Origin of the sequence: Oceaniglobus trochenteri (genome assembly GCF_020529025.1) — a bacterium.
GTDB classification, from domain to species: domain Bacteria; phylum Pseudomonadota; class Alphaproteobacteria; order Rhodobacterales; family Rhodobacteraceae; genus Oceaniglobus; species Oceaniglobus trochenteri.
In genome coordinates, this window is record NZ_JACNMM010000002.1 from 440082 (window position 1) to 462663 (window position 22582).

The 22582-nt window shown below is 64.2% G+C and carries 26 protein-coding genes; 7 read left to right on the forward strand and 19 right to left on the reverse strand.

Annotation, left to right across the window (positions count from 1 at the left end; genetic code table 11):
* Window positions 1-44: 44 nt before the first annotated feature.
* Both H7828_RS02330 and H7828_RS02335 read left to right on the forward strand, forming a co-directional pair.
* On the forward strand, window positions 45-956 hold the full coding sequence (locus tag H7828_RS02330; protein ID WP_226779324.1) for a sulfite exporter TauE/SafE family protein: 912 nt from the start codon (window positions 45-47) through the stop codon (window positions 954-956).
* On the forward strand, window positions 956-1711 hold the full coding sequence (locus H7828_RS02335; protein WP_226779325.1) for a TIGR02186 family protein: 756 nt from the start codon (window positions 956-958) through the stop codon (window positions 1709-1711). Before H7828_RS02330 ends, H7828_RS02335 begins: the two co-directional genes overlap by 1 nt.
* On the opposite strand, the gene H7828_RS02340 is transcribed toward H7828_RS02335, so the two are convergent.
* The 6 genes from H7828_RS02340 to H7828_RS02365 form a co-directional block, all read right to left on the reverse strand.
* Window positions 1708-3252 carry an ATP-dependent DNA helicase gene (locus H7828_RS02340; RefSeq protein WP_226779326.1) on the reverse strand — a complete coding sequence of 515 codons (1545 nt, stop codon included), beginning with the start codon at window positions 3250-3252 and terminating at the stop codon, window positions 1708-1710. The two genes, H7828_RS02335 and H7828_RS02340, sit on opposite strands and share 4 nt — an antisense overlap.
* Before the next feature lie 42 nt (window positions 3253-3294).
* A complete protein-coding gene (locus H7828_RS02345) occupies window positions 3295-3924 on the reverse strand; it encodes an acyl-homoserine-lactone synthase (protein ID WP_226779327.1) in 630 nt (209 codons plus the stop codon).
* A gap of 98 nt (window positions 3925-4022) precedes the next feature.
* Entirely contained in the window at window positions 4023-4694 is a 672-nt protein-coding gene (locus H7828_RS02350) for a helix-turn-helix transcriptional regulator (protein ID WP_226779328.1), read from the reverse strand.
* Window positions 4681-4896, reverse strand: coding sequence for a hypothetical protein (locus H7828_RS02355; protein ID WP_226779329.1), 216 nt, complete (start codon window positions 4894-4896; stop codon window positions 4681-4683). The genes H7828_RS02350 and H7828_RS02355 overlap by 14 nt, the downstream gene beginning before the upstream one ends.
* Window positions 4897-5106: 210 nt before the next feature.
* A complete protein-coding gene (ccrA, locus tag H7828_RS02360; RefSeq protein WP_226779330.1) occupies window positions 5107-6399 on the reverse strand; it encodes a crotonyl-CoA carboxylase/reductase in 1293 nt (430 codons plus the stop codon).
* A 110-nt stretch (window positions 6400-6509) separates the two neighbouring features.
* Window positions 6510-7886, reverse strand: a complete 1377-nt coding sequence (locus H7828_RS02365) for a 1-acyl-sn-glycerol-3-phosphate acyltransferase (protein WP_226779331.1) — start codon at window positions 7884-7886, stop codon at window positions 6510-6512.
* A gap of 156 nt (window positions 7887-8042) precedes the next feature.
* Here H7828_RS02365 and H7828_RS02370 point away from each other — a divergent pair, with 156 nt between their 5' ends.
* The 3 genes from H7828_RS02370 to H7828_RS02380 all read left to right on the forward strand — a co-directional run bounded on the left by H7828_RS02370 (window position 8043) and on the right by H7828_RS02380 (window position 11309).
* Window positions 8043-10010 carry a methylmalonyl-CoA mutase family protein gene (locus tag H7828_RS02370; protein ID WP_226779332.1) on the forward strand — a complete coding sequence of 656 codons (1968 nt, stop codon included), beginning with the start codon at window positions 8043-8045 and terminating at the stop codon, window positions 10008-10010.
* Window positions 10011-10153: 143 nt separating this feature from the next.
* The gene (locus H7828_RS02375; protein WP_226779333.1) at window positions 10154-10468 is read left to right on the forward strand and encodes an H-NS histone family protein; all 315 of its coding nucleotides are present in this window, start codon (window positions 10154-10156) and stop codon (window positions 10466-10468) included.
* Between the two features lie 400 nt (window positions 10469-10868).
* Window positions 10869-11309 (forward strand): hypothetical protein, encoded by a 441-nt coding sequence (locus tag H7828_RS02380; RefSeq protein ID WP_226779334.1) that lies wholly within the window; start codon window positions 10869-10871, stop codon window positions 11307-11309.
* Here H7828_RS02380 and creD read toward each other — a convergent pair.
* The 12 genes from creD to H7828_RS02440 all read right to left on the reverse strand — a co-directional run bounded on the left by creD (window position 11269) and on the right by H7828_RS02440 (window position 20039).
* Complete coding sequence (gene creD, locus H7828_RS02385; RefSeq protein WP_226779335.1) at window positions 11269-12702, reverse strand: cell envelope integrity protein CreD; 1434 nt, start codon at window positions 12700-12702, stop codon at window positions 11269-11271. The two genes, H7828_RS02380 and creD, sit on opposite strands and share 41 nt — an antisense overlap.
* A gap of 117 nt (window positions 12703-12819) precedes the next feature.
* Window positions 12820-13599, reverse strand: coding sequence for a succinate dehydrogenase iron-sulfur subunit (locus H7828_RS02390; protein WP_226779336.1), 780 nt, complete (start codon window positions 13597-13599; stop codon window positions 12820-12822).
* Between the two features lie 10 nt (window positions 13600-13609).
* Window positions 13610-13921, reverse strand: a complete 312-nt coding sequence (locus tag H7828_RS02395; protein ID WP_226779337.1) for a hypothetical protein — start codon at window positions 13919-13921, stop codon at window positions 13610-13612.
* Window positions 13921-14202 carry a hypothetical protein gene (locus H7828_RS02400; protein ID WP_226779338.1) on the reverse strand — a complete coding sequence of 94 codons (282 nt, stop codon included), beginning with the start codon at window positions 14200-14202 and terminating at the stop codon, window positions 13921-13923. Before H7828_RS02400 ends, H7828_RS02395 begins: the two co-directional genes overlap by 1 nt.
* Complete coding sequence (locus H7828_RS02405; RefSeq protein WP_226779339.1) at window positions 14202-14543, reverse strand: hypothetical protein; 342 nt, start codon at window positions 14541-14543, stop codon at window positions 14202-14204. The genes H7828_RS02400 and H7828_RS02405 overlap by 1 nt, the downstream gene beginning before the upstream one ends.
* Window positions 14543-16348 (reverse strand): succinate dehydrogenase flavoprotein subunit, encoded by a 1806-nt coding sequence (sdhA, locus tag H7828_RS02410; RefSeq protein ID WP_226779340.1) that lies wholly within the window; start codon window positions 16346-16348, stop codon window positions 14543-14545. Before sdhA ends, H7828_RS02405 begins: the two co-directional genes overlap by 1 nt.
* A 24-nt stretch (window positions 16349-16372) precedes the next feature.
* Window positions 16373-16744 (reverse strand): succinate dehydrogenase, hydrophobic membrane anchor protein, encoded by a 372-nt coding sequence (locus tag H7828_RS02415; RefSeq protein WP_226779341.1) that lies wholly within the window; start codon window positions 16742-16744, stop codon window positions 16373-16375.
* 11 nt (window positions 16745-16755) lie between these two features.
* Entirely contained in the window at window positions 16756-17139 is a 384-nt protein-coding gene (gene sdhC, locus H7828_RS02420) for a succinate dehydrogenase, cytochrome b556 subunit (protein ID WP_226779342.1), read from the reverse strand.
* 258 nt (window positions 17140-17397) lie between these two features.
* The gene (locus H7828_RS02425; protein WP_226779343.1) at window positions 17398-18423 is read right to left on the reverse strand and encodes a MaoC family dehydratase; all 1026 of its coding nucleotides are present in this window, start codon (window positions 18421-18423) and stop codon (window positions 17398-17400) included.
* The gene (locus H7828_RS02430; RefSeq protein WP_226779344.1) at window positions 18420-18632 is read right to left on the reverse strand and encodes a DUF1737 domain-containing protein; all 213 of its coding nucleotides are present in this window, start codon (window positions 18630-18632) and stop codon (window positions 18420-18422) included. The genes H7828_RS02425 and H7828_RS02430 overlap by 4 nt, the downstream gene beginning before the upstream one ends.
* Complete coding sequence (locus tag H7828_RS02435) at window positions 18625-19170, reverse strand: NnrU family protein (protein WP_226779345.1); 546 nt, start codon at window positions 19168-19170, stop codon at window positions 18625-18627. Before H7828_RS02435 ends, H7828_RS02430 begins: the two co-directional genes overlap by 8 nt.
* The gene (locus tag H7828_RS02440; RefSeq protein WP_226779346.1) at window positions 19167-20039 is read right to left on the reverse strand and encodes an HpcH/HpaI aldolase/citrate lyase family protein; all 873 of its coding nucleotides are present in this window, start codon (window positions 20037-20039) and stop codon (window positions 19167-19169) included. The genes H7828_RS02435 and H7828_RS02440 overlap by 4 nt, the downstream gene beginning before the upstream one ends.
* Window positions 20040-20234: 195 nt before the next feature.
* On the opposite strand from H7828_RS02440, the gene H7828_RS02445 reads away from it, so the two are divergent.
* Window positions 20235-20549, forward strand: a complete 315-nt coding sequence (locus H7828_RS02445) for a hypothetical protein (protein ID WP_226779347.1) — start codon at window positions 20235-20237, stop codon at window positions 20547-20549.
* 17 nt (window positions 20550-20566) lie between these two features.
* On the opposite strand, the gene H7828_RS02450 is transcribed toward H7828_RS02445, so the two are convergent.
* Window positions 20567-21319, reverse strand: a complete 753-nt coding sequence (locus tag H7828_RS02450; RefSeq protein ID WP_226779348.1) for a sulfite exporter TauE/SafE family protein — start codon at window positions 21317-21319, stop codon at window positions 20567-20569.
* A 163-nt stretch (window positions 21320-21482) separates the two neighbouring features.
* On the opposite strand from H7828_RS02450, the gene mdh reads away from it, so the two are divergent.
* Entirely contained in the window at window positions 21483-22445 is a 963-nt protein-coding gene (gene mdh / locus H7828_RS02455; RefSeq protein WP_226779349.1) for a malate dehydrogenase, read from the forward strand.
* Window positions 22446-22582 lie beyond the last annotated feature (137 nt).

The window sequence follows — 22582 nt, forward strand, 5'->3', positions numbered from 1 at the left end:
ATCAAGGCGTTGCGCCTTTCCCGGTTAGCGGGCAAAGAGACGCCATGCAAATCTACCTCCCCATAGCCGAGGTTGCCGTGAACGCCTTTCTCCTGCTGGGAGTGGGCGGACTGGTCGGCGTGCTCTCGGGCATGTTTGGCGTGGGCGGGGGGTTTCTGATCACCCCGCTTCTGTTCTTCATCGGCATTCCACCCGCGGTGGCGGTGGCGACTTCTGCCAACCAGATCGTCGCGGCGTCCTTCTCGGCCCTGCTGGCGCATCTCAAGCGCAAGACCGTCGATATGCGCATGGGAACGGTGCTGATGGCCGGGGGGCTTATCGGCTCGCTTCTGGGGGTGCAGGTGTTCAACCTGCTGCGCTCGGTCGGGCAGGTCGATCTGCTGGTCAACCTTTGCTATGTGGTCTTTCTTGGCATCATCGGCGCGCTGATGCTGGTGGAATCGCTGAACGCGATCCGCAAGTCGCGCAAGGGCACCATCACCCGGCGCAAGCACAACTGGGTTCACAACCTGCCGCTGAAGATCAAGTTCCGCAAATCGGGGCTTTATATCTCGGTCATTCCGCCGCTTCTGGTGGGGCTGGCCGTGGGTGTTCTTTCGGCCATCATGGGGGTTGGCGGCGGGTTCATCATGGTGCCCGCGATGATCTATCTTCTGGGGATGCCCACCAAGGTCGTGATCGGCACCTCACTATTCCAGATCATTTTCGTGACCGCCTTCACCACGATGCTGCATGCCACCACCAACCAGACGGTGGATATCGTGCTGGCCGTCCTTCTGTTGGTGGGCGGCGTGATCGGCGCGCAGATCGGCACGCGCATCGGGGTCAAGCTGAAGGCCGAACAGTTGCGCATCCTGCTGGCCCTGCTGGTTCTGCTGGTCTGCGGCAAGCTGGCCTTCGACCTTCTGGCGCACCCCGGTGAGATCTATTCGATCGCCGGGGCAAGGGGGGTGTGATGCTGCGGATTTTCCTGCTGCTGCTGGCCCTTGTCACCCCCGCCCAGAGCGAAGAGGTGGTGGCCGGCCTGAGCCAGAACCAGATTTCCATCAGCACCAATTTCGACGGCTCCGAGATCATCATCTTCGGTGCCGTGAAGCGCGAACAAGAGATCGACACCAGCAGCGAACTGGGCGTCATCATCACCGTTTCGGGGCCGCCCCAGGCCCTGACCGTGCGGCGCAAGGAACAGCTGGCCGCGATCTGGGTGAACCGCGATGCCGTGGACATCCGCAGTGCCCCGTCCTTCTATGCCGTGGCCACCACCGCCCCCTTCGACGAGATGCTGTCGGACGAGGCGGATCAGACCTTTCTGGTCTCGGTGCCGCGCGCAATCTATGCTGGCGTCGCCTCGGAAGGGGTGACGAACAAGGGCGCCTTCACCGAAGCCCTGATCCGCATTCGCCGGGGCGACGATCTTTACCAGTTGAACGAAGGCACCGTCAGCCTGGTGGGCCACACCCTGTTCAACACCTCGATCGCCCTGCCCGCCAACCTGGTCGAAGGCAATTACAACGTCCGTTTCCTGCTGACCCGCAACCAGCAGGTCATCAGCCAGTACGAAACGGTGATCTTCGTCAAGAAGGTCGGGATGGAACGTTTCCTGTTCAACCTGGCCTATGAACAACCGGTGATCTACGGGCTCTTGTCGCTGTTCATCGCCATCGCCGCGGGCTGGGGCGCCTCGGCCGTCTTCCGCTATATCCGCAGCTAGGACTCCTCGGGCGCATCCAGGGTCAGCGGTGCGGCCGTGCCGCCCAGATCGTCGGTGCCCAGAGGAGAGGACGGACGCGCCAGCCGGTTGCGCACCACCCAGAACAGGCGCTCCTCGGCGCGGGTGATGGCCACATAGGCCAGGCGTTTCCACAGTTGGATGCCCGCCTCGGTGCGGTTGGCCCATGCGGCGGCCGAAATGTCGGGGGCAAAGACCTGCACATCGCGCCACTGGCTGCCCTGCGCCTTGTGGATCGTCACCGCGGCCCCATGCAGGAAGGTGGCCCCCATGCGGGCGGCAAAGGGAATGAAGGGTTCTTCCTCATCCGGCATCTCGATCTTGACGATGCTGGCGGCGCTTACCTGCGGTTCCTCGGCGCCCATGACGTGCAGGCGCGAAAACCCCGGCCTGCGCCCATCGCCAAGAAAGATCACCTGCGCGCCCTTGATCAGGCCCCGCGCTTCGAGGTCGATACGTTTCTTGCGGTGCTTCAACGGCAGTTCCAGCCCGTCGCAGATCAGCGGCTCACCGGGCAGAAGGGCGTCGGGCGGCGCGCCATAGGCGGCACGGAAGGCGTGGATCAGGCGAATCCGCGTGGCATTGCGCCAGACCAGAACCGGTGAGCGTGCCATCTTCTCGGCCTCGACCCGGCCTGCCACCACAACGCGCGGATCGCTTTCCGCCGCCTCGTGAACCATGCGGTCGAACTGGTCATAGGTCAGCGCCGGATCGCCCAGGGCATGGGCCAGATCAAGGATCGGGTTGCCCAGATCCTGGCGGTGAATGCGGTTCAGGGTCAGCTTGCGCTCGCCCTCCAGCGTGTCAAAGACCATCGCCCCCGACTGGTTCACCGGGGCCAGCTGGGCCGGATCGCCGAAGAGCAGCAGGGTCGGGAAGATTTCCTGCAGATCCTCGAACTGGCGCGTGTCCAGCATCGAGGATTCATCAACCAGCCCGATGTCCAGCGGCTCTTCCCGGCGCTTCCAGCCGGTGATGAAATCGCTGCCCCGCAACCCGGCTGCGGCCAGCGCGCCGGGGATCGACTTGTTGTTCTGATAGAAGGCCAGCGCCCGGTCCAGCGCGATGTCGCTCAGCCCTTCGACCGTGGGGCGTTCACCGTTTCCGGCCAGCCATTCGGCCACCTTTTCGTATTCCGGGTCATAGACGGGGGTGTAAAGGATGCGGTGGATCGTCGTGGCCGGAACGCCCCGGTTGCGCAACACACTGGCCGCCTTGTTCGTGGGGGCCAGGATCGCCAGCGTGCGGCGGTCCTTGCGCTTGCGTCCCTCGTAGTCGCCCGACACGATCTCGACGCCCGCCTCGGCCATCGCCTCGTAGAGGCGGGCCAGCAGCATCGTCTTGCCCGACCCGGCCTTGCCGACCACGGCCAGCACCGCGGATTTGCCCTCGGGCATCGGGGAAAGCTGTTCGTTCTCAAGATCGACACCCGCGTTGCGCAGGGTTTCGCTGACGCGATCGAAGGCTTCGGCCTGATCCTCGGAAAAGGTGAGCGCATTGGAGGTATTGGCGGGCAATGACATGGGCGCGACCATAGGCGCGCGCGCCGCCATTGCCCAGACGGATCACGCGGCCAGAAGCAGTTTCCCGTCACCGAAGGCGCGCCGATACCACAGCGCCGAGATCTCCGCCGACAGCCGCGCCCTGCCCAACAGATTGGCCCGCACCTCGGGGCGGAAGGCCCAGCGTCCGGCACAGATGGCCGCGCGCCCCTGCCCCTGCTGGCCCAGGACCCGGGGCGACCAGCCAAGGCGCGCATAGACCCGCAGCATCCGCGCATCGAAGACGCCCAGGGCATGGGTCAGGCCCAGGTTCAGCCCCACTTCGACCCCGCCCAGCATCAGCGCCGCCGATACGCGGGGCGCGGCACCCGGCGCCAGGCAGAACCGGGTGCATTCCCATATTCCGGGGTCGCGCAGCCGTTCCCCCGGCGCTAGATGCGCGAAATGTTCGCCCAGCATCGTGCGCCCCATCGTCGGCATGTAGCGCAGAGACCCGCCATGGGTGCCGTCGGCACGCTCCCAGATCACGTAAAGCGGGTTGAGCGCATCGTACTGATCCCGCTCGTGCCCCCGGGCATCAAGGACGATGTCCCATTTCAGCCGGGCATGGAACTGTGCGGCGCGATCGGCAAACATGCTGTCGCGCAGAAGGGGATAGCGGTGCAGGGCATTGCCGAACAGGTATCGGATCATCAGTCTTTCCTCCGCAGATGGTGCGGGGAAAGGGATGGACGCTGTCAGGTTAAGGGCGCCTTGGGGCAGCGCACGGTGGTTGGCGCCTTGTCAGCCGGTCAGACGACAAGAAGACCGCAAGACAGCGCCCGGGCCACGGCATGGGTGGTGTTGGTCGCCCCCAGCTTGAAGCGCGCGCTCTCGATATAGACGCGCAGGGTGTGTTCCGAGATGGCCAGGGTATCGGCGGCCTGGGCGCGGTTCAGGCCGGTGGCCAGCAGCGTCAGCGCGTCGATCTCGCGCGGGGAAAGCTTCTGGGTGGGTTTCTGATCGCTGCCCCGTTCAATCTCCAGCGCCTTGAGGTTGATGAAATGCGCCATGAGGATCAGGTCGGCCAGATGCGCATCGCGGTAGGTTTTCCACTGGGCGTCGGTGGCGCGGTGATTGATGGTGAACAGCGCGAATTGCCCGCTTGGCCCGCGCACCGGCACGGAATAGCCCTGGTTTCCGATCCCGCTTTCCGCCGCCTCGCCCAGAAACTGGCGCGTGGCCCTTGGGGTCCAGTCCAGTTTCTTCCAGTCAACCGGGTGAAAACGGCGATAGCACCCCTGCACCACCGGATCGAGCCGGGCGTAATCCTGCGCGATATAGCGTTCGACCCAGCGCCGATCATAGGTGAGGGCGGCATATTGTTCGCCGGTGGAATTGACCGAATGATAGACCAGATGTTCGACCTCGAACCTTTCACGCAGGTCGAAGATCGCTTCGTTCAACTGGTCAAGCGTCGTCACCGCGTCCAATCGATCGATGAACCATTCGCGTTTGGGCCGCATTCACACCAATCAGGGCCGCAGCCCGCAGTTCATTCGACGCAATCTCGCGGGCGGCAACCGCCGCCGTCTGTTCAAGCTGAACAGCCAGGGCCGCTAGATCATTTCTGGCGGCAAACTGTGAAAGGTCAGCCAGAACGTCGAGTATCCAGTCGTTTGCCATCTCTGACTCTTCCCCCGATGTGTTAACCAAGTGTTAATACAACCCTAGCATGTGCAAGCCTTCGCCGGAAATTCACGAAATTCAACTCCCCAGAAATGGTGAGGCGGCGATTCTCAGCCCCCTGAAATGAAAAGGCCCCCTTGCGGGGGCCAGATGATTCGCCTGAACAATGTCTCCCCTTGGGCGCCACTGTCCCGGCATTCGAAACGATCAAGCCTGCCGGGCCGACTCGACCGTGTCCTCGAAGGTGCGCAGGCCCGTGTGCGGGGCCTGAACCAGCACGGCCATGTTGCCCGGCTTATGTTCGTTTCGGCGCATCTTGACGTGGGCCGCCGGAATCTGGCTCCAGGTGAACACCTCGGACATGCATGGGTCTAGCCGTCTTTCGATCATCAGCTTGTTGGCCGAGGCGGCCTGTTTCAGATGCGCGAAATGGCTGCCCTGCACCCGCTTCTGGTGCATCCAGAGATAGCGCGCATCCAGCGTCAGGTTGTACCCCGTCGTGCCGGCGCAGATCACCACCATCCCCCCCTTCTTGCAGACGAAGGTGGACACCGGGAAGGTCGCCTCGCCCGGGTGTTCGAACACCATGTCGACGTTCACGCCCTTGCCGGTGATGTCCCAGATGGCCTTGCCGAACTTGCGCACCTCGGAAAACCACTTCTGATAGTCTTCGGTGTTGACCGTGGGCATCTGCCCCCAGCAATCGAAATCCTTACGGTTCAGAACACCCTTCGCCCCCAGCGACATGACGAAATCGCGCTTGTCCTCGTCGGAGATCACGCCGATGGCATTGGCCCCGGCGGTGTTGATCAACTGGATCGCATATGACCCAAGCCCCCCCGAGGCCCCCCAGACCAGCACGTTCTGCCCCGGCTTCAATTCGTGCGGGTGATGGCCGAACAACATCCGATAGGCGGTAGCCAGCGTCAGGGTATAGCAGGCCGATTCCTCCCAGGTCAGATGGCGCGGGCGCGGCATCAGCTGTTGCGCCTGAACGGTGGTGAACTGGGCAAAGCTGCCGTCGGGGGTTTCATAGCCCCAGATCCGCTGGCTGGGCGAAAACATCGGATCGCCGCCGTTGCATTCTTCGTCCTCGCCGTCGTCCTGGTTGCAGTGGATGACCACCTCGTCCCCCACCTTCCAGCGCGTGACCTTGTCGCCCACGGCCCAGACGATCCCCGCCGCGTCGGACCCGGCGATGTGATAGGGCGCGCCATGCACATCGAAGGGTGAAATCGGGATCCCAAGCCCGGCCCAGACGCCGTTGTAGTTCACCCCCGCCGCCATGACCATCACGCAGACTTCCTGGCTGTCGGGCTTTTTCACGTCCACCACTTCCAGTTGGAAGGACTGGTCCGGCTCGCCGTGACGTTCGCGGCGGATGGCCCAGGCGTGCATCCTTGCGGGCAGATGGCCCATCGGGGGTATCTCCCCCAGGTCGTAAAGATCCTTGATCTCGGCATCATAGGACAAGGGCGTGGTCTTGGTATCCAGTGCCATCACGGGCCACCTCCGGGGTTGTCACGCCGCAGCGCAGAATCAAACGGCTTATGCGTGAGATAGCCGCCATCCGGTAATTTTGCAACCCAAACAGAGTATCCTGAGTAATTTTATGTCGCAGCGTCACGCGCCGTGATGGGGTCGTCGGCCAGATGATGGGCAATCGAGTTGGCATAGAAGGCGACAAGTTCGGCGTGATCGGGCCTGATCGATATGCCCTCGGGGCCCTCGGTGATCATCTCGCGCAGCCGCAGCAGGGTCAGCGGCGCGGTGCCCTGCTCCTGCGGGCACATCACGCCACTTGCGGCCATCCGGGCGCGCAGGTCGGCGACCCGCGCCACCAGTTCGGCTTCGCCAAGGGGGCCATCGGCCTGCACCAGCGCAAGGCAGTACAGCGGCACGGGGGGCACCGGCACCGCCCCGCGCAGCCGATCCATGAGCGTGCCGGCCACCGTTTCGATCCGCCCCGGCCCCATCGGCACCGATGACAGCGCCAGCGGCGCACCGAAGGCCACCGCCGCGACGCCGAACCGCCGGGCCTTGCCGGTGATCCGGCGCAGCGTCCATTGCAGGACAAAGACAGCATTGCTGACGATCGAGCCGCGAAAGCGCCGCTCGCTGGCTTTCTGCGATGCCGCACGCACCAGGATGCGATCTTCCAGCACCTGATCATAGTTCAGCGCCACCGGCACGAAGACCACGTCGCGCCCCGTGTTCTGCCCCTCGACGATATAGCTCAGCAGCCCCATCCGTGCCGTGCCCACGGCTCCGGTCAGTGACAGGCGCCCCTCGGGGAACATGGCCTGGGTCACCCCCGCCGCCGTCGCCATCTGGACATAGCGCGCCAGCACCCGACGATAGAGCGCATTGCGGGACCGCCGCCTTATGAAGAACGCCCCCATCGCCCGGATCAGCGCCGACAGCGGCCAGACCCGCGCCCATTCCCCCACCGCATAGGACAGCGCCGAGCGGTTGCCCGCCAGCCAGGTGACCAGCACGTAATCCATGTTGCTGCGATGGTTCATCACGAAAACGATGGTCGAGTCGGGGTCGATGCCGCGCAGCAAATCCTCGCGCTCGGCCTGCACCTGCACCCGGAACAACGAGGTGGACAACCAGCGGGCCGCCCGGATGGCAAAGCCGAAGTAGGCCGAGGCACTGAACGACGGCACGATCTCGCGCGCGTATTTCTGGGCCAGGGCAAAGGCCGCATCCTCGCGCAGGCCGGTTTCGCGGGCGTGATCGGCCACCGCCTGTGTCACCTCGGGGTCATAGCTCAGCCGCAGGATCGTGTCGTGACGGCGCGCCAGCTTGAATGGCTGGATCGGAACCTGCAGACGCTGGTTCAGCCGGGCAACGGCCCGCTCCATCCGGCCCCGGAAGAACCAGCGCACCGTGGGGTTGATGAAATGGGTGGCAAAGGTGACCGCCGCGAAAAGCAGGATCAACAGCAGCAGCCACAGCGGGAGTTCGACCGGTCTGAACATGGCGTGAAACTGGCAGGTTCGCGCGCATGCGTAAATCTCAATCCCTCGTGCACGGACGTCGGGGAATACGAACCGTGCCGCAGCGCAGCGGTTGACGCGCTCACAAAATTACGCCTATCAATCCAATATGGTAATTTTATTACGCACGAGGCTGACATGACCGACGCCCCCACCCGCGACGCGCCCTGGTTGTTTCGCACCTATGCCGGCCATTCGACAGCGCGGGCCTCGAACACGCTTTACCGTGGAAATCTGGCCAAGGGGCAGACCGGCCTCTCGGTCGCCTTCGATCTGCCCACCCAGACAGGATACGACAGCGACCACGTTCTTGCCCGCGGCGAGGTCGGGAAGGTCGGCGTTCCGGTCGCGCACCTGGGCGACATGCGGGCACTCTTTGCCGATATCCCGCTGGACCTGATGAACACCTCGATGACGATCAACGCCACCGCGCCCTGGCTTCTTGCGCTCTACATCGCCGTGGCCGAGGAACAGGGCGCCGAGATCGCAGCTCTGCAAGGCACGGTCCAGAACGACATCATCAAGGAATACCTGTCGCGCGGCACCTACATCACCGCCCCCGAACCCAGCCTGCGGATGATTACCGACGTGGCCGCCTACACCCGAGAACATCTGCCCCGGTGGAACCCGATGAACGTCTGTTCCTACCACCTGCAAGAGGCCGGGGCGACACCCGAGCAGGAACTGGCCTTTGCCCTGGCCACCGCCACAGCCGTTCTCGACGATCTGCGCAGCAAGGTGGCGCCCGAGCACTTTCCCGACATGGTGGGGCGCATTTCGTTCTTCGTGAATGCCGGCATCCGCTTTGTCACCGAGCTGTGCAAGATGCGCGCCTTTGCCGAGCTCTGGGATGAGATCTGCCTTCAACGCTATGGCGTGACCGATGCGCGCTATCGCCGTTTCCGCTATGGGGTTCAGGTGAATTCGCTGGGGCTGACCGAACAGCAGCCGGAAAACAACGTCTATCGCATTCTCATCGAAATGCTGGCCGTCACCCTGTCGAAGAACGCCCGCGCCCGCGCCGTGCAATTGCCCGCCTGGAACGAGGCTCTCGGCCTGCCCCGCCCCTGGGATCAGCAATGGAGCCTGCGGATGCAGCAGATCCTGGCCTATGAAACCGATCTTCTGGAATACGGCGACCTGTTCGATGGCAACCCGGCGATCGCCGCCCGGGTCGAAACGCTGAAATCCGGTGCGCGGGATGAACTGGCGCTGATCGACGGCATGGGCGGCGCGGTGAAGGCCATCGAATACATGAAGTCACGCCTTGTCGACAGCAACGGCACAAGGCTTGCAGGCATCGAAAGCGGAGAGACTCCGGTTGTCGGCGTCAACCGGTTCACCACCGGCGAAGCATCGCCCCTGATTGCGGGCGACGATGCGGTGATGGCCGCCGACAAGGGCGCCGAGGCCGACCAGATCGCCCGCCTGCAGGCCTGGCGCGCCGCCCGCGATGAGAAAGCGGCGCAAGCCGCGCTCGAAGAGCTGCGCGCCGCCGCCGCCTCGGGGGCGAACATCATGCCCCCCAGCATCCGCGCGGCCCGGGCCGGCGCAACAACCGGCGAATGGGGCGACATGATCCGCGCCGCCTTTGGCCAATATCGCGGGCCGACCGGCGTGTCGCGCAATCCGTCGAACCGGGTCGAGGGCTTGGACAGGTTGCGCGCCGAGGTCGATGCCGTTTCGGCCAGGCTGGGGCGGCGCCTTTCCCTGCTGGTGGCCAAGCCGGGGTTGGACGGCCATTCCAACGGCGCCGAACAGATCGCCGCCCGCGCCCGCGATTGCGGCATGGCGACGACCTACGACGGCATCCGCCTTACGCCCGGCGACATTCTGGCCTCGGTGATCGAAAATCGGCCCCATGTCATAGGCCTGTCGATCCTGTCGGGAAGCCATATTCAACTTGTCCGGGAATTGATCGGCCAATTGCGCGCAGAAGGATACGAGAGCATTCCCGTGATCGTTGGCGGCATTATCCCCGAATCGGACGCTGCAGAATTGCACGCAATGGGCGTTGCGCAAATCTATACGCCAAAGGATTTTCGTTTGAACGATATCATGGGCCAGATCATCGCCCTGGCCGAATGCCGCATTGCGGCTGCCTAGGTGGCAGGTTCGCCACTTGCGCGCCGTTCTCCGCCTATCGTTTCAGATTTGGCCAATTTATTCTTGCCAATCAGGGTTCAATGTAAAACAACAACCACGGAACGGCGCTCATTGTACGGGCGTATTGAACGATTGGAACAGTTATGGAACTTGATAAACTCTCCCGTGCGGAGTTGCTGAAGTTGCGTGCCGAAGTGGAGAACGCTATCGATACTCTTGACAGCCGCCGCAAAGCCGAAGCCCGCGCCGCCGCAGAAGCCACCGCGAAACAGCACGGATACTCGCTGGACGAACTTCTGGGCAACGAGAAGAAAAGCCGCAAGGCCGGTCAGAAGAACCCGCCGAAGTATCGCAATCCGGCAGACCCGGTCCAGACCTGGACAGGCCGCGGCCGCCAGCCCGCATGGATCAAGGAAGCGCTGGCCGCTGGCAAGCCACTGGAAGACTTCGAGATCTGAGAACATGGTCTGGCGCCGGCAGGGCCACCCCTGCCGGCGCCAGATCCGACCCTGATTGGTTGGATCAATTGCCAATCTGCCCCTGGGTCAGGCCGGATTGCGCGACATTGGGAATTGGCAAAGCTGCATTCCGCGAATGGCCATTACCCCGCGTCAAATAATATGCGATGCGCCCGGAAAATCACCAATTGAAATATCTTAATAACAGAATTTGCAACCGCACGTTGCCTTGACAATATTCGCCCGCGGCAAGGTTGAAATGACAGATTGCGGACCAATCCTTGTCCGCGAATGATGAAAGGCAGTCGCCCTGCCTCCGGCCCATTCCCGCCATCATTGACGAACAGCCCACCGGTTGCGATCCTGCTGGCACTCCCTCGGAAGCCACCGGAGCCGTCCCATGCGCCTTATCGCCGCTGCCCTGCTTTCCCTGACACTTGCCCTGCCCGCATCGGCCCAACAGGGTTGGGGCAACCTTGACCAGATGCTGCTGAACGCCCTGGCGCCCGGCGAACCGCTGGCCGGGTCCTACTGGCTTCCTGACAGTGTTGATCCCGAAGCGGCCACGACGGCCCTTGGCGTCGTCTATCCGGTCATCGTCGGCTCGGCCGGCAGCACCGGCATTTCCGTGGGCGTTTTCAACCGGTCCGGTTCGGGCTGGGGGATGACAACATCGGTTCCGGGCCTGTTCGGCCTTGACCCGCGCGAACATGTCATCCTGCCCGACCGGATCGAGGTGACAACCACCATGCAGGGCCCGGGCGAGCCGCGCTGCTGCCCCACCCTGCCCGTCCGCTGGATCATTGATCGGGCAAGCGGGGCGGTTCAGCGTCTGAACTGACCACCCCCGCCCCGCCTTCGGGTTTCTCCTCCGCGCGGGTGCCGCCGAACAGCGGCTTGCGCGGGCCGGCCTTGGCAGGGCCATACCAATCTTCGTTGCGGGTGGCATACATGGTTCCGGCCAATGCGCCGAAGGCCAGCGTCGACCCGGCCAGCAGCGCGTAATCCGCACTTTGCAGGATCAGGTACAACACGCCGTAAAGCACCACCAGCATCAGCCCCAGAACCAGCGTCCGCCGCCCCAGTTTCAACCCCCAGGCCCCGAACAGCACCAGAAGCGCGATGGTCGCCCCCGCCGAAAGGCCATAGGCCGCCCCGAAGCCGATCTGTTCGGCATAGGCGACCATCAGTAGGACAAAGACCGACTGCGCCAGTCCGATCAGGATGTATTGCACCGGATGTGCGGGCGCCCCCTGGCGGTTCTCGATCAGCAGGACCGACAGGAAGGTCAGGGCGATGAAAAGAATGCCGTATCGCGCCGCACGATAGGCCTTCTGATAAAAATCGTTGGGCTGGAAGAACCGCACGCCCAGGGCTTCACTTCGGGCGATGCGGTCATTGTCGTCGCGCGACATCTGCGGCAGGGCCCGGGCCAGGTGCGGGATGGTCCAGCGAGCGGAAAACCCATCCTCGCCCACCTCCGACCCATCGGGCAGGAAGGCGCCGGAAAAGCTGGGATGGGGCCAGTCGCTGTCCATCTCGATGGTGCTGTTGCGGCCGACCGGGGCGATCATCAGCTGTTCGGCGCCGTTGAAGCCCAGCTTCAGGGTCATCGCGCCCAGATCGCGCGGATCGCCCAGGGCGGCGATGATCCCACCGGTTTCGCCCGCCGCGCGTGGCTCAAGCGGCACCTCCCTTTCGCCCACCTTCAGACTTGCCACACCGCGCAGGGCCCGGTTCGACGTCAGGCTCAGGTCAAGGGCGGCCTGATCCCACAGGATACGCTCGCCCTCCTGCAGCAATGCCTGGGCGCCCGATGGGTCCAAGGCAAAGCCCATGTCGGCCAGCGCGGTATAGACGGGCACGTCAAACAGGCCCCGGTGACGGATTTCGCTTTCGGTGGTGATGGTGGCGTCGAAACGCTCGGGGTAGATATAGATCGCGCCGCGCCGCGCAATTTCCACCACGTCGACGGATTCGATCCGCGTCAGCCCGGTGGCCGGATCAAGGATCTCGCGCCGTTCCGTCCGGGTCAGGGGGCCTTCCAGCGGCAAGACAAGGCGCGGGCCGGCAATCACCTGCCGCCCGCCCCACTCCTGCCCGACATCCTCGATGGTGCGGCGCGAATATTCCGCCCGCTCGCCCACGATCTCGCCGACGAAAAACAGCGGAATGAACATGAACAGGGCCAAAAGCCCGACGATCAGAAAACGAAAGCCCGCAGATCTCAGCATGTCATGCCCCCTTGTCCAGAAAGGCAGAATGCCGCCTCACGGTCCGGCGGCAAGGGGCAATGTGCCAGAGCGCAGGTACAAGGGGCGGACCGGCAAAGTTCCGCCCGCCCCCAAGCGTCAGATGGTGCGTTCGACCATCAGTTTCTTGATCTGGCCGATGGCCCGCGCCGGGTTCAGGCCCTTGGGGCAGGTCTTGGCGCAGTTCATGATGGTGTGGCACCGGTAAAGCTTGAACGGGTCTTCCAGATCGTCCAACCGCTCGCCCGTCGCCTCATCGCGGCTGTCGATGATCCAGCGATAGGCATGGAGCAGCGCGGCAGGGCCAAGATAGCGGTCGCCGTTCCACCAGTAGGACGGGCAGGAGGTGGAGCAGCAGGCGCACATCACGCATTCATAAAGACCGTCCAGCTTCTTGCGGTCCTCGATGCTCTGCTTCCACTCCTTGGCGGGCCGGGTCGTGGTGGTTTCCAGCCAAGGCATCACGCTTTCATGCTGGGCATAGAAATGGGTCAGGTCGGGGATCAGGTCCTTGACCACGGGCATGTGGGGAAGCGGGTAAATCTTCACGTCGCCCTTGATTTCGTCCATGCCATAGATGCAGGCCAGCGTGTTGATCCCGTCGATGTTCATGGCGCAGCTGCCGCAGATCCCCTCGCGGCACGACCTGCGGAAGGTCAGCGTCGGGTCGATCTCGTTCTTGATCTTGATGAGGGCATCCAGAACCATCGGACCGCAGGTGTCCATATCGACGAAGTAATTGTCGACACGGGGGTTTTCGCCGTCATCGGGATTCCAGCGATAGATGCTGAACTTGCGCAGGTTCGTCGCGCCCTCGGGCTTGGGCCATGTCTTGCCGGTGCGGATGCGGCTGTTCTTGGGCAGGGTCAGTTGAACCATGGGTGGGCTCCTATCTAAGCAGGGCGGGCAGACCTTGGGTCGCCAGACATTGAATTGTGGCCGGGCGCGACAGGATGCCGCTTACGGTTTCCACGGTGCTGGCCGTCGCGCCCGTCAGGCTGTCCGAGGCCAGAGCCAGAAGCTCGGGCGAATTGGCGTTGTCGATCACGCAGTCGCTGGCCGGTTCGATCGGAACACCGGGCAGTTTCTGCGCCAGAACCGGGCGGATCGCCGATTTCGCCGCCGCGCGGGTCACCTCGTCGCGGGTGGGCAGCGCACAGCCTGCAACGGCCAGAAGGGAAAGAATCAGCAAAGCTCTCATTACAACACCAGAGGCCGGATTGGCCCCTGCCCCGATTTTTCGCGCACGCAACTATCATAGACCTGGTAGGGGTCGCGCTGGCGGAAGATGTCGCTGCTGACACCCAGTTTCACCTTGCTGCGCGCCCCGCCGGTGCCGATCCCGATGCCGACTTCGCCGGTCACGCCATCGGCCGCACGCGCGCGCTCTTCGCACTGGCGCGCCGCCAGTTCCGGCGAGATGGGCGCGCAGGCCGCAAGCAGCCCGGCCATGACGACAAGACATGGTGCGAGGTGTTTCATCAGCAACCGTACGCCCGGCGGACATCATCCTTGATGATGTAACCCGAACCGCCCGAAAACGCCGAATCCGAAGGCCGGTACGGATAGCCGCAGATGGCATGGCGCGGCGTGGCGTGCGCCGTCACCACCGGACGCACCGGAGCGGACGGGGTTGTCGAAAGGACCACGCTCTCACGCACGACACCATAACGCCCGGCATCGCGGCAGACGAGCGAGCCGCCCTCGTTCCGCATGACATATCCGATCGGGCAGGTGATCTCACCGCGCCCGCCCGCAAAGGATGGCGCGGCAAACAGCACCGACGCCCCCAGCGCGGCCAAGATGGCAAGCCCCCGGCGCATCAGTACACCCGCTTCTTGGGCGCGATCTTCTTCAGGTCGATCCCGCCGTCGTTGTGGCTTGTCAGGGGTTGCAGATGCACGCCGCGATAGCCCAGCGATGCCTCCTGCCCCTTGAACCAGACCAGGCTGTGCTTGCGCCAGTTCTCGTCGTCACGGTCGGGATAATCCTCGTGGGCATGGGCGCCCCGGCTTTCCTTGCGCGCCGCCGCCGCCGTGATGGTGGCCACGGCGTTGGGCATCAGGTTTTCCAGCTCCAGCGTCTCCATCAGGTCGCTGTTCCAGATCATCGAGGTATCGGTCACCTTGATGTCGTTCAGCTTGGCCGCGACCTCGTTCATCTTCTGGCGGCCTTCCTCCAGCGTCTTGTCGGTGCGGAAAACGGCGGCGTCCTGCTGCATGGTCTTCTGCATCTCAAGGCGCAGTTCGGCGGTCGGCACATGGCCTTTGGCATAGCGCAGCCCGTCGAAGCGCGACAGCGCCGCCTGAACCGAACGCTGGTTCGGCGTCGGCACCCGCGTTGACGGATCGACGATCTCACCCGCGCGAATGGCCGCGGCCCGCCCGAAGACCACAAGGTCGATCAGCGAGTTCGAGCCAAGCCGGTTCGCCCCGTGCACGCTCGCACAGCCCGCCTCGCCCACGGCCATCAGACCGGGGCTGATATTGTCGGGCTTGTCCGCCGTCGGCGCCAGAACCTCACCCCAGTAATTTGTCGGGATGCCGCCCATGTTGTAGTGAACCGTGGGCAGAACCGGGATCGGCTCCTTGGTCACGTCCACGCCGGCAAAGATGCGGGCGGATTCCGAGATTCCGGGCAGGCGTTCGTGCAGCGCCTCTTTCGGCAGGTGGTTCAGGTTCAGGTGAATGTGATCGCCGTCCTTGCCCACGCCGCGCCCTTCGCGGATCTCCATGGTCATGCAGCGGCTGACCACGTCGCGGCTGGCCAGATCCTTGTAGGTGGGGGCATAGCGTTCCATGAACCGCTCACCCTCGGAGTTGGTCAGGTATCCGCCCTCGCCCCGCGCGCCCTCGGTGATCAGACAGCCGGCGCCGTAGATCCCGGTGGGGTGGAACTGCACGAACTCCATATCCTGCAGCGGCAGACCGGCCCGGGCCGTCATGCCGCCGCCATCGCCGGTGCAGGTATGCGCCGAGGTGGCGGAAAAATACGCCCGACCATAGCCACCGGTGGCCAGAACCACCATCTTGGCCGCGAAAAGGTGCAATGTGCCATCGTCCAGCTTCCAGCACAACACGCCCTGGCAGACGCCATCGTCGGACATGATCAGATCGATGGCGAAATACTCGATATAGAACTTCGCCTTCTGCTTCAGGCTCTGGCCGTAAAGCGTGTGCAAGATCGCATGGCCGGTCCGGTCGGCGGCGGCACAGGTGCGCTGCACCGGGGGGCCTTCACCGAATTCGGTGGTGTGGCCGCCGAAGGGGCGCTGATAGATCTTGCCCTCTTCGGTGGGCGAGAAGGGCACGCCGTAATGCTCAAGCTCGTAAACCGCCTTGGGCGCCTCGCGGGCCAGGTATTCCATGGCATCCGTATCGCCCAGCCAGTCCGACCCCTTCACCGTGTCGTACATGTGCCACTGCCAGTTGTCGGGGCCCATGTTCGACAGGCTTGCGGCGATGCCGCCCTGGGCCGCCACGGTGTGGCTGCGCGTCGGGAAAACCTTGGTCACGCAGGCGGTGCGCAGGCCCTGTTCGGCCATCCCCAGCGTCGCGCGCAGGCCCGCACCGCCCGCCCCCACGACCACAACATCATATTCGTGCGTTTCGTATTCATAAGCAGCCATAGGCCGAACTCCCGTGCGTTGGCGTCAGAGCGCGATGCGTGCGATTGCGAAAAGGCCGGTCGCCGCCGCCGCGTAGGACAGGCAGATCACGCCGATGATCAGCGCCTTGCGCGTCAGTCCGCCGGTATAATCCTCGATCAGCACCTGCGCGCCGTTCTTGAAGTGCATGAACCCCACCGCGATGGTCAGCGCCGCGACGATGGCCGGGAAGGGGCGCGAGAAATAATCCAGCGCCTCAAGGTGCGGGCGGCCCAGCATCGGGCCGAAGGTGAAAACGAAAAGCGGCACCAGGATGATCAGGGCAACCGAGCTGATCGTCATCGACCAGTGATGCGCCGTTCCCGATTTTGCCGACCCAAGGCCCACGGCCCGCTTGCGATCTGTCAGAAATCTCATGTTACTCGCTCCTACACCAGGGCCACGGTCAACAGCGTCAGAAGGACAGAACCGCCGATGCAGCCCCAGCCCAGCTTCTCGGCGAATTCCACTTCGTACCCCCGGCCCGTGTCCCAATAGAGATGCCGCAGCCCCGCCAGCGTGTGATACCAAAGGCCCCAAACCGACAGGAACATCACCAGATCGCCGAACCAGCTGGTGATGAAGCCATCCGCGGTGGCAAAGGCATCGGGCGATGTCGCCGCAGCCAGGAACCACCACACGATCAGCAGCGCCGCAACCAGCATCGCGTTGCCGGTGATCCGCGTCAGGATCGACGTCATCGAGGTCAGCTGGGGGCGGTAGATGCTCAGGTGTGGCGACAGGGGCCGGTTGCCGCGGTTAACGTCTGCCATGGAAAAATCCTCGTATTGCGCACCGCCCCGATCGGGCCAATGGTAGCTTTCGGCGCACCTTACGCCCGTTACCGTGCCCAAGTCACGACCCCACGGCGATTTTCCGGCCACATTTCGCCGCTTTCCCCTGGATCGCGCATTTTCGTGATCACGGGCAGATTTTTTGTGATCACAAGAGGACGGGCCGCGCCCCACCCCCTCTTTCTTGCCTTCCAATACTCCCGCCGGAGGCGCCCGCACTCTCGCCCGGCGGCACCGTCAAAGGGGAATCACCGCCCAATAGTCCAGGTCCAGCAGGACATGGGGCAGATAGCGGCCGGCCTCGTCCTTCACCCCCTGCCCGTCTCCTTTCACGGCGACGGTGCGCAGTCGGATCGCCCCGACGCCCGGCGCCGTCGTCTCGGCCAGGTCCAGAACCTGTGACCAGGCGCGCACCGTATCCCCCGCCACGCAAGGGTTGGCATGGGCACCGCCATTCAGCGCCACGATCATCTGGGCATTGGCCAGCCCGTTGAAACTCAGCGCACGGGCCAACGATATGACATGGCCACCATAGATCAGCCGGCCGCCCTCGCGCTGGGAGGCATCGAAATGCACCTTCGCGGTATTCTGCCACAGGCGCGTGGCTAGCATGTGTTCGGCCTCTTCGATGGTCACGCCATCGACATGGTCGATCACCTCGCCGACGGCATAGTCACTCCAGCGGTGCGGCTCACCGGCCTGGGTGAAATCGTAGCCGGTGAAATCCAGCCCCCCGGGCAGAACCAGGTCGGCAGCGGCGACATGGAGGGCAAGGTCGGGGATCACCGTTTCCGGCGCCTCGCCCGGTGCGCGGCGGCGCACCATGACCCAGCGCACATAGCTCAGCACCGGCGTGCCGTGCTGGTTGGTGCCGGTTGTGCGCACCCAGAGCACGCCGGATTTGCCGTTGGAATTCTGCTTCAGCCCGATCACCTCGGACCGGCTTTGCAGCGTGTCGCCCGGCCAGACGGGGGCCAGCCACCGCCCCTCGGCATAGCCGAGGTTGGCGATGGCGTTCAGCGAAATATCGGGCACCGTCTTGCCGAAAACCACGTGGAACGCGATCAGATCGTCCAGCGGCGCAGCGGGCAGACCGCAGGCCATTGCGAACCGGTCCGAGGAATAGAGCGCCCCCCGCGCCGGATAAAGCGCGTGATAAAGCGCCCTTTCCCCGGCCCCGACCGTGCGGGGCACCGCGTGGTCGATCACCTCGCCAAGGCGGTAATCCTCGAAGAACCGCCCCGGGTTGGTCTTGCCGCTCACTGATGGCCCAGTTTCATGTCGGGGTCATAGGGTTTATCGATCACCTTGGTGACCGCCTGGGCGCAACGCATCACGCCGTTCGCCTGGTCAAAGGCATAGGCGGGCGAGCCGTGCAGCACCCACCCCTTGCTCATCGCAAGCGAGACCTTGTGACAGAATTCCGAGGTGTCATCGCCGGTCAGCAACCGATAAATGGTGTGTTCAGCCAAAGGGGTTCACTCCCAACAGAATGTGGATGCCCGACACGACGGCAAAGGCGACGATGGCCGCGATTGCCGCAGTCACTTCCTTCTTTACCGGAACCGGATGGGCGGGGGCCGGATTCGGCACGGCGCGGTTGATCACGATCACCTCGGCCACGGCCCAGGCCAGAAGCCCGCCGAACAGCACGAACGAGGGCGTATCGCCGTTCACCAGAAGGTGCGCGATCGCCCAGACCTTGACTGCCGTCAGCTGCGGGTGGCGGATGAAGCGGGTGATCCGCGTCTTCGCCCCGCTGGCCGCGAAAAGATAGAAGGCAAACAGCATCAACAGGTTGTTGATGCCCGTCATCGCCGGAGAGCGACCCCAATAGAACGCGCCCTCGGCCCCGCGATAGCCGATCACCATCAGCACGATCCCGATCACCGAAACAATCGCGACGATGCCCTTGCCCTTGTCGCCCATAGCGGCGCGGCTGTCGGGTGAAATTCGTTTCCAGAAATGGGCGCCCGACCACAGGATCAGGCCAAGGATGATGAGGATCATGAGTTCTCCAACGTGGCAATGGCTTCGGCTTTGGCCAAGGTCGCCTTTGCGGTGACGATATGCAAGTTCTCGACGATGCGCCCGTCCAGAACGGCCACACCCTGCCCGGCGGCGATGGCGGCATCGTGGGCTTCGATCTGGCGGCGGGCCAGGTCCAGCGCCTCGGGCGAAGGCGCGAAGATACCGTTGGCCACCGCCACCTGTGCCGGGTGGATCAGCGTCTTGCCATCCATCCCCAGGGCGCGGCCCTGTTCGCACTCGGCGCGCAGGCCCTCTTCGTCGCGGAAGGCGTTGTAGACGCCATCGACACAGGCGATGCCCGCCGCCCGCGCCGCCATCAGGCAGGTCTGCAATGCCATCATCATCTCCATGCGGTCGCCGCCGGTGGCACAGCCCAACTCGCGCGCCAGGTCGTTGGTGCCGATGACGAATCCCGCCATGCGCGGGGCGCGGGCCACGGCGGCGGCGTTCAGGATGCCTTCGCAGGTTTCCATCATCGCCCAGATCGCCGTCTCTCGGGTTTCGGGCCGGGCGTCCAGCCGGGCCGACAGTTTCTTGATGTCCTCGGGGCCGTTCACCTTGGGCAGCAGGATCGCCTCGGGCGCGGCGGGGGCGATGGCGTGCAGGTCGTCATCGGCCCATTCGGTGTCGAACCCGTTGATCCGCACCATGGTTGTGCGCGCACCAAAGCCCCAGGCCAGCGTGGAGACAAGCGTGCCGCGCGCGTCGGCCTTGGCCGCGGGGGCCACGGCATCTTCAAGATCGAAGATCACGGCATCGGTGGGCAGATCCCGCAGCTTTTGCAGCGCCCGTTCGTTCGAGGCCGGAACGTAAAGGACCGAGCGTAGGGGGCGTGACGTGGCGGACATGGCGATCTCCGTAATTATATTGCGCCAGAAAGCCCGCAAACGCACCATTCTGCAACCCCAAAGATGCCGCATCGCAGAAATGGGCGCGAACGGCGCGTTAACCACTCTTTGCGATGCTGCGCGCAGGCTGGCGGCAGGCGTCGTGATCGGGCGGTTCCGGCATCGGCGCGCCACTTCGTATCAAGGAGACACTTCATGAAACGTGAAATTGCCGCCGCCTTTCTTGCGCTGGGTGCGCTGTTCCTTGCCACCGATCACGCCCTTGCCCAGTCGCGCAACTGTGCACCGCGCGCCGTGGTGGTGGAAAAGCTGAGCGCGCAGTTCGGCGAAACCCGCCAATCCATCGGGCTGGCCGGCCCCAACCAGGTGGTCGAGGTTTTCGCCTCGACCGAAACCGGCACCTGGAGCATCGTGGTCTCCACCGCTGCGGGCCTGTCCTGCATCGCGGCCTCGGGCCATGCCTTCGAGAACCTGGCAGAATCGCCCGTCCCGGCCGGCAACCCGGCCTAGGCTTCCGCGACGCGCCTTCAGGTCAGCGCGTCGAAGATCAACTTGGCGCCGGTGATCGTCAGGAACACATAGGTAATCCCGAAGAAGAACTTCTCGGACACCACCTTGTGCAGCCAGACCCCCAGGAAGACACCGCCAAAGGCCACCGGCACCAGGAACACCCCCGCCCAAAGCGTATCGGCGGTGAAGATGCCAAGCGCGAAGTAAAAGCCGGACTTGTAAAGGTTGATCGCCGTGAAGACGAGAACGGTCGTCGCCTGGTAGGTCGTCTTGTCCAGGCCCCGCGTCAGCAGGTAAACCGCCGCGGGCGGGCCGCCGGCGTGGCTGATGAAGCTGGTAAACCCGGCCATCCCGCCCCAGAAATATCCGGCCCCGGGAAAGGGCCGCCGCCCCTCCAGCCGCAGCCAGCCGCGGGCGCGGGCCAGTTGATAGGCCACGAACCCTATCGCCACCGACCCGATCAGGAACCGCAGCACATCGGCATTGGCGACACTGTAAAGCCCCGCGCCCAGCACCACACCGGGCACGGCGCCGATCATCATCACCCGCGCCACGGGCCAGTTCCACCGCCGCCAGAAGGCGCGCAGGGCCGTCACATCCATGATCATGAGCAGCGGCAACATCAGACCGATGGCCTGGGCCGGAGGCAGAATCAACGCCAGCAGCGGGGCCGCGGCAAAGGCCGCACCCGAACCAAAACCGCCCTTCGACACCCCGGCAAACAGAACGGCCGGAATGGCGAAGGCAAAAAATGTGATGTCCAGTTCCAACTTGTGCGTCCTGCCCGAAACCCCAGATACGCCACCGCTTTAGCGCCAACATCTTCGGGGGGCCACCCGTCATCGCCCCGTGCCGCGGCGCGGCAGGCTTGCACGGGCTGCGCCAAATCGCTACCCAACCGGGCGACACCACACCAGATCGGAGATCACTTCCATGGCAAGACCCAAGATCGCCCTCATCGGCGCCGGTCAGATCGGCGGCACGCTCGCCCATCTCGCCGCCATCAAGGAACTTGGCGATGTCGTCCTGTTCGACATTGCCGAAGGCACCCCCCAGGGCAAGGCTCTGGATATCGCATCCTCCGGTCCGTCGGAAAAATTCGATGCCAGCGTGACGGGCGCCAACGACTACTCCGAGATCGCGGGCGCGGATGTCTGCATCGTCACCGCCGGCGTCCCCCGCAAGCCGGGCATGTCGCGCGACGATCTTCTGGGCATCAACCTCAAGGTCATGAAGTCGGTCGGCGAAGGCATCGCCAAGCACGCGCCGAACGCCTTTGTCATCTGCATCACCAACCCGCTGGACGCCATGGTCTGGGCGCTGCGCGAGTTCTCGGGCCTGCCCCACAACATGGTCTGCGGCATGGCCGGGGTTCTGGATTCCGCCCGCTTCCGCCACTTCCTGTCGCTGGAATTCAATGTCTCGATGAAGGACGTGACCGCCTTCGTGCTGGGCGGACACGGCGACACCATGGTGCCGCTGGCGCGCTATTCCACCGTGGGCGGCATTCCCCTCCCTGACCTGGTTGAAATGGGCTGGACCACGCAGGACAAGATGGACGCCATCATCCAGCGCACCCGTGACGGCGGTGCCGAAATCGTCGGCCTGCTGAAGACCGGCAGCGCCTTCTATGCCCCCGCCACCAGCGCGATCGAGATGGCCGAAGCCTTCCTGAAGGACCAGAAGCGCGTTCTGCCCTGCGCGGCCTATGTCGATGGCGCGCTTGGGCTCAAGGGAATGTACGTCGGCGTGCCCACCGTGATCGGCGCCGGCGGTGTCGAGCGTGTGATCGACATTCGCATGAACAAGGAAGAGCAGGCGATGTTCGACAAGTCGGTCGATGCGGTCAAGGGCCTGGTCGAGGCCTGCAAGGGCATCGACAGCTCGCTTACCTGAGCCACGGCCACGCTGACGACCGACCGAAAGGGCGCCCCGCGGGGCGCCCTTTTGCGTTGCCACTCTCCGAATATCGCCTGAAGCCTTGGAACTTCGGCCTGCCCCGGTCATTATCTTTGCAAGGGGCGACGACGATG

Coding starts and splice junctions, on each gene's coding strand:
- H7828_RS02330 (WP_226779324.1), top strand. CDS start 45: ATGCAAATCTACCTCCCCATAGCCGAGGTTGCCGTGAACGCCTTTCTC.
- H7828_RS02335 (WP_226779325.1), top strand. CDS start 956: ATGCTGCGGATTTTCCTGCTGCTGCTGGCCCTTGTCACCCCCGCCCAG.
- H7828_RS02340 (WP_226779326.1), bottom strand. CDS start 3,252: ATGTCATTGCCCGCCAATACCTCCAATGCGCTCACCTTTTCCGAGGAT.
- H7828_RS02345 (WP_226779327.1), bottom strand. CDS start 3,924: ATGATCCGATACCTGTTCGGCAATGCCCTGCACCGCTATCCCCTTCTG.
- H7828_RS02355 (WP_226779329.1), bottom strand. CDS start 4,896: ATGGCAAACGACTGGATACTCGACGTTCTGGCTGACCTTTCACAGTTT.
- ccrA (WP_226779330.1), bottom strand. CDS start 6,399: ATGGCACTGGATACCAAGACCACGCCCTTGTCCTATGATGCCGAGATC.
- H7828_RS02365 (WP_226779331.1), bottom strand. CDS start 7,886: ATGTTCAGACCGGTCGAACTCCCGCTGTGGCTGCTGCTGTTGATCCTG.
- H7828_RS02370 (WP_226779332.1), top strand. CDS start 8,043: ATGACCGACGCCCCCACCCGCGACGCGCCCTGGTTGTTTCGCACCTAT.
- H7828_RS02375 (WP_226779333.1), top strand. CDS start 10,154: ATGGAACTTGATAAACTCTCCCGTGCGGAGTTGCTGAAGTTGCGTGCC.
- H7828_RS02380 (WP_226779334.1), top strand. CDS start 10,869: ATGCGCCTTATCGCCGCTGCCCTGCTTTCCCTGACACTTGCCCTGCCC.
- creD (WP_226779335.1), bottom strand. CDS start 12,702: ATGCTGAGATCTGCGGGCTTTCGTTTTCTGATCGTCGGGCTTTTGGCC.
- H7828_RS02390 (WP_226779336.1), bottom strand. CDS start 13,599: ATGGTTCAACTGACCCTGCCCAAGAACAGCCGCATCCGCACCGGCAAG.
- H7828_RS02395 (WP_226779337.1), bottom strand. CDS start 13,921: ATGAGAGCTTTGCTGATTCTTTCCCTTCTGGCCGTTGCAGGCTGTGCG.
- H7828_RS02400 (WP_226779338.1), bottom strand. CDS start 14,202: ATGAAACACCTCGCACCATGTCTTGTCGTCATGGCCGGGCTGCTTGCG.
- H7828_RS02405 (WP_226779339.1), bottom strand. CDS start 14,543: ATGCGCCGGGGGCTTGCCATCTTGGCCGCGCTGGGGGCGTCGGTGCTG.
- sdhA (WP_226779340.1), bottom strand. CDS start 16,348: ATGGCTGCTTATGAATACGAAACGCACGAATATGATGTTGTGGTCGTG.
- H7828_RS02415 (WP_226779341.1), bottom strand. CDS start 16,744: ATGAGATTTCTGACAGATCGCAAGCGGGCCGTGGGCCTTGGGTCGGCA.
- sdhC (WP_226779342.1), bottom strand. CDS start 17,139: ATGGCAGACGTTAACCGCGGCAACCGGCCCCTGTCGCCACACCTGAGC.
- H7828_RS02435 (WP_226779345.1), bottom strand. CDS start 19,170: ATGATCCTCATCATCCTTGGCCTGATCCTGTGGTCGGGCGCCCATTTC.
- H7828_RS02440 (WP_226779346.1), bottom strand. CDS start 20,039: ATGTCCGCCACGTCACGCCCCCTACGCTCGGTCCTTTACGTTCCGGCC.
- H7828_RS02445 (WP_226779347.1), top strand. CDS start 20,235: ATGAAACGTGAAATTGCCGCCGCCTTTCTTGCGCTGGGTGCGCTGTTC.
- mdh (WP_226779349.1), top strand. CDS start 21,483: ATGGCAAGACCCAAGATCGCCCTCATCGGCGCCGGTCAGATCGGCGGC.